The organism is Halorubrum sodomense, assembly GCF_900111935.1.
In the GTDB taxonomy this organism is placed as follows: domain Archaea; phylum Halobacteriota; class Halobacteria; order Halobacteriales; family Haloferacaceae; genus Halorubrum; species Halorubrum sodomense.
This window is the reverse complement of record NZ_FOYN01000002.1, coordinates 554,547-569,004: the sequence shown is the minus strand read 5'-3', so window position 1 is coordinate 569,004 and position 14,458 is coordinate 554,547. Positions and strand designations below refer to the sequence as shown.

At 65.7% G+C, this 14,458-nt stretch carries 14 protein-coding genes and 1 pseudogene; 8 read left to right on the top strand and 7 right to left on the bottom strand.

Annotated features, from left to right (window positions below; translation table 11 throughout):
* Nucleotides 1–775 precede the first annotated feature (775 nt).
* Both BM286_RS07700 and BM286_RS07695 read left to right on the top strand, forming a co-directional pair.
* Nucleotides 776–1,366 (top strand): DUF4397 domain-containing protein, encoded by a 591-nt coding sequence (locus BM286_RS07700; protein WP_092920981.1) that lies wholly within the window; start codon nucleotides 776–778, stop codon nucleotides 1,364–1,366.
* A gap of 331 nt (nucleotides 1,367–1,697) precedes the next feature.
* A complete protein-coding gene (locus BM286_RS07695) occupies nucleotides 1,698–2,444 on the top strand; it encodes an archaellin/type IV pilin N-terminal domain-containing protein (protein ID WP_092920980.1) in 747 nt (248 codons plus the stop codon).
* A 197-nt stretch (nucleotides 2,445–2,641) separates the two neighbouring features.
* Here BM286_RS07695 and BM286_RS07690 read toward each other — a convergent pair whose 3' ends face one another.
* A complete protein-coding gene (locus tag BM286_RS07690) occupies nucleotides 2,642–3,085 on the bottom strand; it encodes a type IV pilin (RefSeq protein ID WP_199233598.1) in 444 nt (147 codons plus the stop codon).
* Between the two features lie 77 nt (nucleotides 3,086–3,162).
* Here BM286_RS07690 and BM286_RS07685 point away from each other — a divergent pair.
* A pseudogene (locus tag BM286_RS07685) lies at nucleotides 3,163–3,991 on the top strand (IS5 family transposase).
* A gap of 89 nt (nucleotides 3,992–4,080) precedes the next feature.
* On the opposite strand, the gene BM286_RS07680 reads toward BM286_RS07685, so the two are convergent.
* The 5 genes from BM286_RS07680 to BM286_RS07660 all read right to left on the bottom strand — a co-directional run bounded on the left by BM286_RS07680 (nucleotide 4,081) and on the right by BM286_RS07660 (nucleotide 9,465).
* Entirely contained in the window at nucleotides 4,081–5,277 is a 1,197-nt protein-coding gene (locus BM286_RS07680) for a DUF6498-containing protein (protein WP_092920978.1), read from the bottom strand.
* Between the two features lie 282 nt (nucleotides 5,278–5,559).
* A complete protein-coding gene (locus BM286_RS15990) occupies nucleotides 5,560–5,673 on the bottom strand; it encodes an archaellin/type IV pilin N-terminal domain-containing protein (RefSeq protein WP_137693840.1) in 114 nt (37 codons plus the stop codon).
* Nucleotides 5,674–5,949: 276 nt separating this feature from the next.
* Complete coding sequence (locus BM286_RS07670) at nucleotides 5,950–7,341, bottom strand: signal recognition particle protein Srp54 (protein ID WP_092920976.1); 1,392 nt, start codon at nucleotides 7,339–7,341, stop codon at nucleotides 5,950–5,952.
* 419 nt (nucleotides 7,342–7,760) lie between these two features.
* Entirely contained in the window at nucleotides 7,761–8,516 is a 756-nt protein-coding gene (locus tag BM286_RS07665) for a DICT sensory domain-containing protein (protein ID WP_092920975.1), read from the bottom strand.
* A 31-nt stretch (nucleotides 8,517–8,547) separates the two neighbouring features.
* Complete coding sequence (locus BM286_RS07660; protein ID WP_092920974.1) at nucleotides 8,548–9,465, bottom strand: pantoate kinase; 918 nt, start codon at nucleotides 9,463–9,465, stop codon at nucleotides 8,548–8,550.
* 185 nt (nucleotides 9,466–9,650) lie between these two features.
* Between BM286_RS07660 and BM286_RS07655 the strand changes: the two genes are divergently transcribed.
* The 4 genes from BM286_RS07655 to BM286_RS07640 all read left to right on the top strand — a co-directional run bounded on the left by BM286_RS07655 (nucleotide 9,651) and on the right by BM286_RS07640 (nucleotide 12,754).
* Complete coding sequence (locus BM286_RS07655; RefSeq protein ID WP_092920973.1) at nucleotides 9,651–10,163, top strand: DUF7575 domain-containing protein; 513 nt, start codon at nucleotides 9,651–9,653, stop codon at nucleotides 10,161–10,163.
* A gap of 123 nt (nucleotides 10,164–10,286) precedes the next feature.
* Nucleotides 10,287–11,123 carry a phosphatase PAP2 family protein gene (locus BM286_RS07650; protein ID WP_092920972.1) on the top strand — a complete coding sequence of 279 codons (837 nt, stop codon included), beginning with the start codon at nucleotides 10,287–10,289 and terminating at the stop codon, nucleotides 11,121–11,123.
* A gap of 96 nt (nucleotides 11,124–11,219) precedes the next feature.
* Entirely contained in the window at nucleotides 11,220–11,705 is a 486-nt protein-coding gene (locus BM286_RS07645; protein WP_092920971.1) for a FlaD/FlaE family flagellar protein, read from the top strand.
* The gene (locus BM286_RS07640) at nucleotides 11,702–12,754 is read left to right on the top strand and encodes a hypothetical protein (RefSeq protein ID WP_092920970.1); all 1,053 of its coding nucleotides are present in this window, start codon (nucleotides 11,702–11,704) and stop codon (nucleotides 12,752–12,754) included. The genes BM286_RS07645 and BM286_RS07640 overlap by 4 nt, the downstream gene beginning before the upstream one ends.
* Before the next feature lie 435 nt (nucleotides 12,755–13,189).
* Here BM286_RS07640 and BM286_RS07635 read toward each other — a convergent pair whose 3' ends face one another.
* Nucleotides 13,190–13,693 (bottom strand): hypothetical protein, encoded by a 504-nt coding sequence (locus BM286_RS07635; RefSeq protein ID WP_092920969.1) that lies wholly within the window; start codon nucleotides 13,691–13,693, stop codon nucleotides 13,190–13,192.
* 100 nt (nucleotides 13,694–13,793) lie between these two features.
* Here BM286_RS07635 and BM286_RS07630 point away from each other — a divergent pair, with 100 nt between their 5' ends.
* On the top strand, nucleotides 13,794–14,432 hold the full coding sequence (locus BM286_RS07630) for a hypothetical protein (RefSeq protein WP_092920968.1): 639 nt from the start codon (nucleotides 13,794–13,796) through the stop codon (nucleotides 14,430–14,432).
* Nucleotides 14,433–14,458 lie beyond the last annotated feature (26 nt).

The following is a 14,458-nucleotide window of genomic DNA, read 5'->3' as shown; positions in this document are numbered from 1 at the left end:
CGGTCGCGGGCGGGGAGGGACTCAAAGGGGCAGCCGCGAGGGCGGCGCAGGCGACGTAAGCACCACAGCGAGTGAGCGGAGCGAACGAGCGAGGAGCGCAGCGAGCGTGTGCCGCCCTCGCGGCTGGGGCTTTGGAGGTGTTCCCCGTCGATCCGCAGTCAACTATTTATAAATAAACAGCTGGCTTTGGAGACGTTCTCCGTCGGTCCGCAATCAGCTATTTGGCTCTGTTGAAATCCTATTCTACAGACACGTTCTCGCCTGAAACAGCTGGTCGCTGAAGAGTGCGGGTTGAATATCGGGAGTTCTACCAATTCAGGGAGACATTCGGATCGTCGTGCGAGATACAGCGCGCGAGTCGAGCACACAGACGACTATCTCGACCAGAGCGGAACAGCACACCGATGAACCCTCGCTGGACGACCACGCGGCAGCTCCAGTCCAATGCCGAGACAGCGAGGAAACCGATGAGTCTGATGAGAAGACAGGCCCACGACGCGCCCTTCGTCTTCGATAACTTGGGTCGGTTCTGCTCTCACGCACACGAAAACGACTGGCCCCCTGACCGAAGTCCTGCTCGGACCCGGTCCATCGCTCGCTGGCCGAGTTGGAGTTGCGGTCGTTTTCGCCTCTGTAGCTGAAGTCGGTATACAACGCCGCCTCGGGGAGCACAAACTGCGTGCTCCGGTGTTCCCCGTACGGCTCATACCCATATATAATATATTTTGTTCACATATATAGATTGAAACTTCTGGCACGAGCAACAAGAATTGGTATGGCAGAAACCGCATCCGTCCGCGTTGGTCACTGTTGTCCGGACGCACCGAACGTCGATGTCCACGTCGACGGCGAAATCGCCTTCGAAGACGTGCCATTCGAAACCATCAGCGAGTACGCCGAGCTGCCAGCTGAAAGCCACGAGATCGCTGTCACGCCGCATGGCGACGACGAGGCAGTCCTCGATCTGACAGTCGAACTTGAGGCAGACCGCGCGTACTCGGCGCTTGCGACTGGTATGCTCGCTGAAGCCGAGTGTACAGTACTTTCCGACGCCCCCGGTGATGTCGAAGCCGACCAAACTCACGTCCGGTTTGTTCATGCCTCACCGGACGCTCCCGCCGTCGACGTGCGAGTCGCTAACGGTGGTCCGACCCTGTGTGAAAATATCGAATTCCGAAGCGCCAGCGAGTACGTTCCTGTTGACGCTGGCTCCTACGATCTTGAGGTCCTCCCGCACGGAAGCGACGACATCGCGCTCTCGCTGCCTGACACCGAACTTGACGGCGGCGCCGCAGTCTCAGCAATCGCGGTTGGGCAGGCAGGTGACGACTCGCTCGGCGCAGTGTTCGCGGACGACACCCAGTAGCCTCCCGACCTCGATTTTTCATGCTACTGGTCGCTAGAGCTGGCCGCTTAGTCGGCTTCGCACGATGTCTCCATGCGTTACACACCAATATGAACGAGCAGCGCTCACCGAGTTTGAAATGCCTCGGTACGGCTCCGTTGAAATTCTCAACAAGTGATCTGTTCTCGGTGTCCTGCTGAATACAGCGCGCATGTGTCTCAATCTCACATGGCGTGTAACTGAACAGCAATAATGGCTATTAGAACTGATATGTGGATCGAAATGTATACTTCCGGAACAGGCCGTTGTATTGGTATGAGTGGCAGTCAGGTCGCCTGCGCCGGAGTGAGCGATGGACGGTAGCCGTGACCGCGGCGTTACGACCGTCGTTGCCACGATTCTCATGGTCGCCATCGTGGTGATACTCGCTGCTACCATCGGCGTCGTCGTTCTTGACTTCGAGAGCGAGCTCCCAGAGCCCCAAGAGCTGCGCGGGTTCGGCGACGCGGAGGTGACGCTCGGGCCCGAACACCGATCGTGGGGCGGGTGGAACAATGGTAACAGCAATCCCCCCCGCGGAGACATTGACGTCGTTCGAGTGCCCTACGTCGCAGGGCCGACCTTCCAAGGCGACGAGATCGGTTCGATACTGGTCAGCTGGGAGGGTAGCGACGGCGAGGGCGGTCAGGTTCGGTTCCTGAACCCCAACCGCTTCGACGCGGACACCGGTCAGACGTTCCACGACGGCGATGTCGGGGAGTTCTGTACCGGCGATTTCGGCGTCGGTGAGACACTGACAATCCGGATGGCTCACAACCGGTACCAACAGGGGGGAACCGGTACCGACGTGTCAGACATTGGTGAGCAATATGTCGAGTCGAACCAGAATGACATCGCTCGCGGCGGCGACGAACCCTTCTTTCGCGTCGAAAACAGGTATCCGATCGATTTCAGCGGCGACCGCCCGATGGAGCCGGGAGACTCGGTTGAGATCCTTTTTATCGGCGTCAACGACAAACAGCCCATCGCCAGAACGACCGCAGTCGCGGCCGCGGCGACCGGCGACCCTACGGAACGGGACAAGCCGGAGTGTCGCTGAAACCCGTCGACCGTCGCGAAACTACATACATATCGCTACAGAGTCTATCTTAGCCCTGACGTGACGTTCTCCCCAGAGCGAACGGCGGAACCTCCCGGGCCGTAGGTGGGATATTTATTGATTTCCGAGGCTCTGTCGAAATACATAATTTTTGATATTTTTTGAGTCGTGCTGAACACAGAGCCCATATATTCCACCTACGGTGTGAACGTTTTTTTAACAATAACAGCGCTCGAAGGAGTATGAACAATTAGAACCGTAAGTTCGTCAGCATCAGGATTACTACCTACTGGCGGTTCACGAAAATCGGCTCCTCCCACGTTTATTTCAAATTGGATTGTGTCACCAACGCCCCACGTGTTTGGATCGTTACTCTCAATTTCTTTATTGAAATACAATATTATGTTCTCAGGATCTTTCTCCTCATCAAACTCGGGGAGGTTAACCAGTCGTGCTTCAGTATCCACATCGGGGCCAGATGCCCGAACGACAATTTCCAATTCTTCAGCGGGAACGCCCTCTCCAGATATGTGCGTAATACGTACACGCTGGGCATCCGCCCCTGGCTCAAACTCTCCACTCGTCTGGCCAACGATTGGCGCAGGCTCGTTTAGATTCTCTGTAGCACCAAACAAAAACACGGCTCTGGTGAATCGCTGTAAGACGGCGGGATAGGTCGTCACATCAAAGGAAGTGAAGCGGAAAATCGGCGATGCCTATGTCGAATATCTCCCGCTTCACGAGCAAGGCGGTCACGTAGCTAAAAATGCTGTTGGTGGCCGAGGCGAAGCCGCCGCCCCCGAAGGGGGTGTGGGGGCTTCGCCGACTACGCCGTCGTTTCTCTCCACTGTCTCCGGATTTACCTAGAGAAATCCTACCGCGAGGCGCTTGATCTCTTGAGCGAGATGCCACAAATAGTGGCCGAGATCGGTTTCGAAACGTCCGATCTCCCGCATCACTCGACGCTAGTCAAGGCGTTTGACACATTAAAGATGAAGATCTGGCGAGTGCTGCTGCGCCTCTCGGCGCAGTTGCACGACACCGCTGATCACACCGCGATGGACGCGACGTTCTTCGACCGCGAAACCGCCAGCAAGCACTACTGCCGCCGGACGAACTACCGCGTTCAAACGCTGAAAACGATCGCGCTTGTCGATACAAAAACACAAGCTGTACTTGACGTTCACTGTACGACCGAGAAACGTCACGACACGCAGATCGGCTGGCAACTCGCCTGCCGCAACGCGGGCGAGATTGCCAGCCTCGCGGCCGACAAAGGGTACGATTGGCAGCGATTACGCGAGAAATTGCGCGAAGAAGGCGTGAGACCGCTGATCAAACACCGTGAGTTCCGACCCGTCGATTGCGCGCATAACGCGCGAATCGACGAGTCTCTATACGGCCAGAGGGCGCTGTTTGAAACCGTCTTCTCAACGATCAAGCGGACGCTCGGCCACGCGGTGCGTGCCCGAGCGTGGTACCGCGAATTTCGTGAAATTGTTCTGATGTGTGCGGTCTACAACATCAAGCGAGCCGTGAAACCGTGAAATCAAACGCCTTCTAGCGATTTTTCTCGATTCACTCCTGATCTGAGAATCGGCCCGGAAACGCGCCTCAGACCTGACGCACGCCGAGTTCAGCCTGCACCCTCGCCGTCGAGCAGTCTCGCGGCCGACTCGACGTCGCCGAAGTACCCCAGCGTGTGGCTCTCGCCGCCCGCGGTGGTGATCTTGACCGTGTCGTACCACTCGGGTAGTACCCCGGCGAAGAGGTCGGAAGACGGGGTAACTTCGGTGATCTCGGCGCGGCGAACCGACCACTGCGTCGCGCCCGTCAACTCGTTGTGGGCCACGACTGCGTCCGGGTAGACATGATAGACCACGTGTGCGCTGACCACCCACCCGACGACGAGTTCGACGAGGACCCGGACGCCGACGACGACCGCGACGCCGACCGCGGCGCCGACGACGGGGCCGGACGGCGTGGTGAGCACTCCACCGCCGACGAGCAGTCCGACCAACCCACCCACCAGAACGGGGAACAGCATCACTCCCAGCACGGAGACGAGGACACCGCCGATCACCGAGGCGACGAGCGTGCCGCGGCGGTCGCTCTCGAACGACGCGACCGGCTCGCCGTCGGGCGCCTCGACCGACCGTTCGCCCCCGACGGTCTCGTCGCTGAACACGGCCGACTCGACCCACCCCGGGTGGCGGAGTTCGACGAGGTCGTAGGCAACCCGCACGGCGACGACTGCTAACCCCAGGCCGAGGCGGCCGACGCCCGTGGCCGCCGCGCCCTCTAGCGCGAGCGGGGCGACGACCGCGAGGACGACCACGAGTACCAGGTACCGCCGAGTACTGCCGCCGGTGGCGGCCGTCGACTCGTACGTCTCCGTCCGGAGCCAGTCAACAAATCGGACCGCTTGGCCGACCACGACGGCGAGGACCGCCAGCCAGAGAGTCTGTGGTGGCGCGAACGTCGTGACGACCGGCGCGACCGCACCGGTCAAGAGGAGTCCGGCGAGCGGCCAGAAGGCCGCGATCGGAATCACCGCTAGGACAACGTACGGGACGTTCCGCGGGTACACCGGGGGGAGCCAACTCGCCAAGCGGACGCCGCCGCGGACGTCCGCGAGCGCCGCGAGCGGGAACGGCATCCTCGTGCCGCACGGTCTGTACGCCTCCGAGGGCGGGAGCTCAGCAAACAGGGATTGGAGGACGCCCCGACCGGCCGCGATACCCGCTTCGACCCAGTAGACGAACAGCAAGAGCTGTGGGTCCCACTCGAAGCGGAGGACACCCGCGACCAACACCGCGGCAACTAGCGCCATCCGATACCACCTCCAATTCACGGTGAAATAACCTCTCTACGTGAGTAAAATGATTGTCTCCTTCGCCGGATGTTCGCTCGCGCTCGGGATGTGGAATCAACAGTGACTGCTCTGATAAATCGCCATATAGCGGTTGATTTCACGGTATCACAACACGTTTGATGTTGTGAATGACACATTTCACGACGAGTTCACGAACATTATGAGACCACGTTCGCGCTCGCACGGCATCGCCGATTTTCGCTTCATTTTCCAAGTTCTCACGGTTGAAGCCGACGCCGCTTAGTGATTCACCAGAGCCAAAAACACGGAAATCGTTGTAGCTAAAACTACCACAATTGCGACCACGAGAATAGTCGAGACAACAGGAGTGACAGCACGATCCCATCGACCCATTATTTTAACCATTCTCTACTGAGTAAAATAGCCTTGGAACTCACTGCTGTACTGATCCTCTGTATCTCGCAAGACGTTCTTGACAGCATTAAGAGTGGTATAGTCCGAATCTGGTCTGTAAGAACCCTGTATTGACCGCAAGCGGGTCAGAATGTGTCACCTGTTGAGAATTTCAACAGAGCCAGCCATTTATAACCGAAGGGCTGGGTGCCTGAAAAAATCCGCCGTCACCCGCGAGAGCAACGGTCGATAACCGATTCGCGGACAGTATCTTATTTAAAACGGCCCTTTCCCGCCGCCCATCATGTCGCCGAGGCCGCCGCCCTCGCCGCCCATCTTCTTCATCATGCGCTGCATGTCGCCCTCGCCCATCCCCTGGAACTGACCGATCGTCTCCTCCATCATCGAGTGCTGCTCCAAGAGCTGCCGGACCGTCTCCTCGTCGGTGCCGGAGCCGCGGGCGATGCGCTCCGTGCGCGACTGGCCGACGACGCGGGGGTTCTCAAGCTCCTCTTCCGTCATCGAGTCCATGATGCGCTCGAAGCGGCGCATCCGGTCTTGGGTGACGTCCATCGCGTCGTCCGGGAGCTCGTCCATCATCCCGCCGCCGAGCCCGGGGATCATGTCCATCACCTGGTCGAGCGGGCCCATCTTGTTCATCGCGTCCATCTGCCGCTTCATGTCCTTCAGGGTGAACTCCCCCTGAAGCATGTCCTCCGGATCCCAGTCCTCGTCCTCCTCCTGGGTCTCCTGCATCGCGCGCTCGACGCGCTCGGAGAGCTGCTTCAGGTCGCCCATCCCGAGCAGCCGCGAGATGAACCCCGAGGGCTCGAACCGCTCGATGTCCTGGACCGTCTCGCCGGTGCCGAGGAACGCGATGGAGGAGTCCGTCTCGTTGACCGCCGTCAACGCGCCCCCGCCCTTGGCGGTCCCGTCGAGCTTGGTGATCATCACGCCCTCGATGCCGATCGACTCCTCGAACTGGCGGGCCTGCTCCTTCGCGCCCTGCCCGATCGCGGCGTCCAGGACGAGCAGCGAGCGGTCGGGGTCGACGACGCCCTCGATCTCCTCGATCTCGTCGATGAGGTCGTCTTCGAGCGCGTGCCGGCCGGCCGTGTCGACGATGTGGACGTCGGCGTCCTCGGTCGCTTCGAGGCCGTCGCGGGCGATCCGGACCGGGTCGTCGCTGTCGGGGTCGCCGTAGAACTCGACCTCGGCGCGCTCGCACATCTGCTTCGCCTGGTCGTACGCGCCCGGGCGGAAGGTGTCGGTCTGGATCACCGCGGGACGGAGCCCCTTCTTCGAGAACCACCAGGCCATCTTCGCCGCGGAGGTGGTCTTCCCCGACCCCTGGAGGCCGGCCAGCAGGATCGTCTGGTTCTCCAGCGGGAGCTCGGTGGAGTCGCCGACCAGCTCGACCATCTCCTCGTAGACGATCTTGAGGACGTGGTCCTTCGCGGTGGTGCCGCCCGGCGGCTCCTCCTCGAGCGCGCGGGACTTGATCGAGTCCGACAGCTCCATCACGAGGGAGACGTCGACGTCGGCCGAGAGGAGGGAGCGCTGGATCTCCTTGACGATCTCCTCGACGTCGCTCTCGGAGAGTCGGGACTTCCCCTGGAGCTTGTCGAGGCTGCTCCGCAGGGACGTGCCGAGGTCGTCGAGTACCATTTGCCGGAGCTAGGCGGGCGACGCGGTAAAGCTTTGTTCGTCGGCGGTGGCGGGATACGTTTCGAGTGTGGGGACGGTGGGGAGTGCTTTCTACACCCTTGTCGCTCGCTTATAGAGATACGACTACGGATCGACGGCGAACGGCTCCAAAGCCCCAGTCGCGAGGACTCGGGGGCCTTGCTTCGCTCCTCGCTCACTCCGTTCGCTGCGGTGCTTGCTGCGGCCGCCTTCGCCCTCGCGACTGCCCCTTTGAGTCCCGCCCGTCCGCACAGCGACCGCACCTCACGCCTCCCCAGCCTCGTCGGGCGCGCTGCCTCGCGGCCGCCGGTGGCGGCCGCTCGCAGGCACGCGCCACCGCAGAATAATTATAAATCAAGACTCGGCATCTCAAACCGACAATTCTCCGCCAACCGCCCGCCTCAGACCTCCTCGGCGATGTACCGCTCGATCCGCGTCACGAGTTCCGGCCGGAACGTCCAGAAGCCGTCCCAGACGTTCGGTTCGTCTTCGAGCGCGAGCAGCGCGACGTGGTCGCCGTCCCCGCCGTTCGGCGGCGTGAACACGACGAACCACGACCGCTGATACGGGTAGGAGGTCCCGGTGTGGACCGTCACCGGGAACTCCGACAGCGAGTCCACGTCACCGACGCCGTACACGTGGACGTCGACGCCGGTTCCGGCGACCCGTTCGTACACCGACCGGGTCCCGCGCTCGTCGTCGATCCGCGAGAGCCGCTGGAACGAGGCCCGGAGCGTGCCGTCCCCGTGTTCGGCTGCGATCCGCTCGATCACGCGCGAGATGATGATGAGGAGGAGCTTCTCCTTGTTCGAGGCGGGGTAGCCGCGGACCCGAAACGGGACCTCGTCGAGCCCCTCGAACACGGCCGGGAGCGCGACCTCGTCGAGTTCGATGGCGCCGGTCTTGTACAGGTCGGAGTTGATGAGCAGCACCGATTCGAGCAGTTCGTCGAGGGTCGAGCGCGCGACGACCGACCCGTCCTCGACGAGCGCGACCACGTCGTCGTCCGCCGCGGAGTCCGCCTCGGCCTCGCTGACCGAGACGGGCTGGCCGTCGAGCAGGTTCCGGACCGGATCCGGCGACGACCGGTTCAACAGGGCCAGGTGTCGGTCCGGCGCCTCGAGCTCGTCGAAGAACGAGCGGAGCGATTCGGCCATACCTCCCGTCGGGCCGAGCGAGTGAAAGGCCTTACCTCCGGTCCCCCTCGTCGACGAGCCGCGCGCCCGCGGCGTCGATCCGACAGCCCTCCGGGTCGTACCCCGCGTCGGAGAGCCCGGTCCCGAACGCGAAGACCGTGCGACCGAGCATCGCCATCGCGGCCTCGCCGCCCGCCGATTCGACCGCCGCGATCGCCTCCGCGATCTCGGGGACGAGGAGGTCCGCGTCGCGGGCGAACCCGCGGGCCGCGTCCGTCAGCGTCTGGAGCCGGGGGTCCGCGCGGAGCCGGTCGAGCGCGTCCTCGCCGGCCGCGGAGAGCGCGGCGGTGTCGCCGCCGAGGACGGTTTCGGTCGAAAGCTCCCCGAACGTGACGTACTCGACGCGCGCGGTCCCCGGGATCCCGTCGAGTTCCCCGACCCCCGGGGCGCCCGGTTCCAGCCGGATCGGAACGCCGCCGCGCGCCTGCGCGACCACGTCGCCGAGGCCGGTCCCGCGACCGACCTCCGCGGCGTGGGCGATCCCGACCAGGTCGTTCTCGGAGCGCCCGCGGTCGAACGCGTCGTTCGCGGCGAGGGCGGTCCCCAGGGCCGCGGCGCCGGAGACACCGAAGCCGGCGCCGATCGGGAGGTCCGTCTCGACCGCGACGTCGGCGGCGGTGGCGTCCAGTTCGGCGAGGACGTCGTCGACGGCGCCGATCGATCCGAACTCGCCGTCGATCGTCGTGTCCCCTTCGCCGTCGCCCGTCGCCCTCTCCGCGTCGCCCGTCACCCCCTCCGCGTCGCCCGTCGCCCTCTCCGCGTCGCCCGCCGACACTCGGACCGTCACGCCGTCGGTGAGCGTGACGCCCGCGCCGCGCGACCCGGCGACCGCGGGATCGTCGGCGGGGTGCGCGCTGAAGAAGGCGGTGACGTGACCCGGGACGAACGCGGTCGCCCGCTGACTGCTCATGTAGCGGCCGACGAGCGGACCGCGATTAACGGTTGTTATCCGGGACGACGCGGACGTGGGCGGGCGTTCGGCGCCGGTGGCGGAGGGGGCCGCGGGCGAGCGGATCGCCCGCGGACGGGATACCGGCTGCGGCCGATCGGCGCGACACCGCAGGCCTAAGTACCGGCCGGACGAACTCGGGCCGTATGCGAAACCAGTTGCGTCCCGTCCTCGCCGCCCTGCTCGCGCTGGTCCTCCCGGGGCTCGGCCACCTCTCGTTGCGCCGGTGGGGGCGGGCGCTGCTGTGGCACCTGACGATCGTCGGCGGCGGGGTCGCGCTGTTCGCGCTGTACGACGTGGAGCCGGTCAACCCCCTCACCGACCCCGCGGCGGTGTCGGCCGCGGTGCCGACCGACGTGGCGGTGCCGATCGCGCTGTTGTCCGCGCTGTCGGCGCTCGACGCGTACCTCGTCGGCCGGGCCGACGCCGCGGCGCGCGAGCGCGCCGACGCGGCCGCCGAGGCGATGCGGCGTCGCGCCGCGAGCGCGGACGGCGACGACGGGTTGGGAACCGTCCGGGGTCCGCCGAACGCGACCCCCGCCGACGAGGACGGCGGGTCCCTCGACGTGACCTGTCCCAACTGCGGCAAGGAGGCCGACGCCGAACTCGACTTCTGTCACTGGTGTACCGAGCCGCTCCCGTGGGCGGAGACGGAGTGACCGGCGGGGTACGCGGACGATCTGTTAGCCGGGCGATCGGTGACGCGGACGGCTCCGCCGGTACCGAGAGACTGATTGCTCGCCCGTCCCGCGTGGGAGTCGATCGATGACGGGTGACTCGTGATGCCCGGCTGGATACCGACCGGGTTCCTCGGCCTCTTCGGCGTCGTCGCCGGCGCCACGCTCGTCGCGTTCGCGATCCTCCTGCCCGTCTGCGTCGGGCGAGAACGCGTTCGGGGCGTCCTCGCGGACCGAGACCTGGTCCGCGAGCGCGCGGTCGGGATCGCGCCGTACGTCGGCGCGCTCGCGCTCGTCCTCGCGGTGAACAAGGGGTTTATCAGGCGCATCGAGGCGTTCTCGTTCGAGTACGGGATCCGAGCGACGACCGCGATATACGCGGTCGAGGGCGACCTCGTGGCCGCGATACAGGACGGGATCCCCCGGTGGACCGTGTACTACTTCGGGCCGGTGTACGTCGTCGGCTACGTCGTGCTGCTCGCGTTCCCGATCGCGGCGTACGCGTTCGCCGAGCGCCTGCGGCCGCTGAAACGACTCGTCGCGGCGTACGCGGTGAACTACGCGGTCGCGATCGGTTGTTACGCCGGGATCGTCGCGTACGGCCCGCGAAACTACCCGACCGTGCCGGGAGCGAACCCGAACGCGGCACCCGTCGAACCGCTGCTCCTCGACTGGTTCGGGGGCGTGACGCAGCTCACCTCGCAGGTGAACGCCGCGACGAACGTCTTCCCTTCGCTCCATACCGCCCTGTCGGTAACGGTGTTCCTCGCGGCGGTCTCGACCCACGAGGAGTTCCCGCGGTGGACCTACGTCGCGGGAGCGTTGACCGGCAGCATCGTCGTCGCGACCGTCTTCCTCGGTATTCACTGGGTGACCGACGTCGTCGCCGGCGGCGTCCTCGCGGCGGGAAGCGTCGCGGTCGCGAACCGGATCGTCGGTTGATCGGGGGCGTAGTTTCTCATCGCTGATAACTGCGAGCCAACTATCATATAACCCCGTCGCGACGGTTCGGGCACGGACGCGAACGACGGACGGAACATGAGTCTGAATCCACGACGATACGACGTACGGGAGCTGCGCCGGATCGCGGACGCGCCGCGAGACGGTGCGGACGGAGCGCCTCGGGAGCGGGCGCTCCGGCGGCCGAACCGGAACCGGGCCGAGCAGGCGGCGCGCTCGGCCGCGTTCACGGAGCTGCTCCAGCGTCAGCGTGGGAAGCGGTTGAACGGCGGCGAGAGCGCGGATCGGCCGTACCTGACGGCGATCCCGGCGTCGCCCGCGGCGGAACGCGAGGTCGGCGAGTGGCTCGGCTACCTCGTCGACGTCGGCGGCCACCTGCGGAGCCGGGACGCGCTGTCCTACTACGGCGAGCTCGACTGGGTCGGCGACGACGCGGTCGCGGCGCTGACGCGCCGACTCGAGGGGTTCGACGCCCCGACGCGCGACCGGCCGTTCACGCCCGCGGACCACCGGATCAGCCTCGTCTCCATCGTCCGGATCGCTTCGTGTGCGAGTGACCAATGAGCGACGACGAATCCACGGACATCAACGAAACGGACGAATCGGCGGCGGTCGGCGTGAAATTAGGCAGCACCCGAACGGTGCTCGACGTCCCCGACGGACGGGGCGGGCGCGAGCGCCACTCGGTGCTGACCTGTCTGGCGACCTACGAGGACGCCATCACCGGCGAGGAGAAGGTGCTGTTCGGCGAGGAGGCCGCGGTCGAGTACCCCGACCGCGTGCGCTTCATGCTGCGCTCGGGACTCCCCGAGGACGACGACAGCGTCGCGGACGCGGAGCGCTTCTTCGAGGCGGTCGTGGACGCCCACGACGTGCCCGAGGACAGCGCGGTCGTCTACGCGGTGCCGACCATCGACAACGAGGCGGGCGTCGAGAACCTCAAGTCGGTGATCGAGGGCTCCTCCATCGGCCAGGTCGAGACGCGGAGCTACCCCGAGTCGCTGTGCGGGGCGATCCCCGCGTACGGCGACGAGCTCGACGCGATCGACGAGGTGTTCGTCTCGATCAACCTCGGCTCGACGACGATGGAGGCGTGCGCCTACCGGCGCGGCGAGCAGCTCTCGCCGTTCTCGACCGGCTCGGTGACGGGCAACGAGGTCGACCGCCGGATCGTCGCCGCCGTCGAGGAGGAGAGCCAGGGCCGCGTCCACATCGACCGGACGACCGCCCGGGAGTACAAGGAGGAACACGCCGACGTGTACGACTTCGAGCCGTTCACCGACGTGATCCAGCAGCCCGGGGGCGGGAGCCACGAGTTCACCGTCGACCGCGGCGTGCGCGAGCCGGTCGACCGGTACATCGACGAGGTCGTCGACGTCGTCGCCAACGAGTTCCTCCCCGAACTCGCCAACGACCACATGAAACCCTACCAGCTCGCCCTGGGCCGCCCCGTCGCCGCCACCGGCGGCATGGCGTGTATCCCCGGACTCACCGAGGAGTTCGAGAAGCGGCTCACCGAGGCGCTCGACCGCGACGTCGAGGTCGTCTCGCCCGACGAGCCCGCCACCGCGGCCGCGGAGGGCGCGGCACGCATCGCGGAACGGCTGGTCTGAGCGGCGCGCGAGCGGCCAGTTCGGCTCTATTATTTTCGAACCCCACAGCGACCGGTCCGCGCTATGCGTATCGAGACTACTGCGGTGGCGCGTGCCTGCGAGCGGCCGGAGCGAAGCGGAGGCCGCGAGGAGCACGCGCGAGGGACGCGGTGAGTGAGGGGCGACCGTAGGGAGTCCCGAACGAACCGCGAGGCTGGGGAGGCGTGAGGTGCGGTCGCTGTACGGGGCGGGGCTCAAAGGGACAGCCGGGAGGCGGGCGCAGGCGAAGCAAGGACCGCAAGGAGCGAGCGGAGCGAGCGACGGAGGACCGCAGCGAGCGTGCGCCCGCCTCCCGGCTGGGGCTTTGGAGGTGTTCTCCGTCGAGCTTCAGTCAGTTATGTATGAGCAGTCATCCGACACGTCAGCGACGGGTCTCTCCGATCCGAACACCACTGCTTATACGTCGTAAAGCCGCTCGGCGTCGTCCGCCTGCCGGCGGTAGATGCCCCGCCCCTTCAGCCGCGGCACCTCGTGGCGGTGGAGCCGCTCCGCCCGGGTGTCGTACACGAGCGGGAAGACGTTCGTCCGCCGCTTCGCGACCGTGAACCCGGACATCGCGTCGAGCAGCGACGCGTCCGGATCCGGGACCGCGAACGTCACGTAGCCGATCGGCGTCGGGGCCTCGCCGCCGTCCGCGCGCCCCGGTCGGGGGTCGATCCGGTCGGCGAGCACCTCGCGGAACGACGCCGCGACGTCGACGAGCGTCTCCGCGTCGACCCCGTCCGTCTCGCTCTCGTCCGCCCCCACGAGCGTCGCCAACACCGCCACGTCGCCGAGCGTGTCGTCCGTCTCGCGGGCCGCCCACAGCCGCTCGAACGCGTCCGTCCCCGCCTCGACCGCCTCGAAGCCGTGTGCGCGTCGGTTCGCCGCGACCGCGTCCCGGTAATCGCTGATGTCCATACGACCCCAACGACCCACATGGTAAAAAATGACACACACGATCCGCGGGGGAGCGCCCCGACAGTAAGGCTATACGTGCGCCGGTGCTCTCGGGCCTATTATGACGCGGACGCGACGGCGGTACATCCGGGCGGTCGGGGGCGCGGGCGGGCTGGCCGCTCTCGCCGGCTGCGCGTCGACCGGCGGCGACGGGAACGACTCCGACGGGCCGCCGGGGTCGGACGGGAACGGCGGCGACGCCGGCGGCACGCGTCCGGAGGGGACCGGCGGCCCGGGCGTCTCGATCGTCGCCACCGACGGCGACGTGGACGTTGGAGTCCAGCCGAGCGTGGAAGTCTCCTACGAGGCCGCGACGGAGGACCGCCCGCCGCAGCTCCGGACGACGCTGACGAACGCGGGCGACGAGCGGGTGCGCGTCGGCGACGGGCGGGCCGTCCACTTCGAGTACGTCTACGACGAAGACGACGCGCTCGTGCTCCTTCCCGGCGGCGAGGAGTACCCCGCCGAACCCGACTGCTGGCGGCTCACCGACCAGATCGCGGTCACGGAGGAGTACCGGACGTTCGGGATCGCCGCCGGCGAGTCGAGCGAGCGGCTCGTCGACCTGTACGCGACGCCCGGTGAGGACGCCTGCCTCCCGGTCGGCGAGTACCGCTTCGAGACGACGATTTCGACCGTTACCGCCGACGCCGAACCGGAGTCGTCGACGACGTGGGGGTTCTCGGTCGTGCTGGAGTGAGCGGCGGCCATCGGACCGCGTCACGC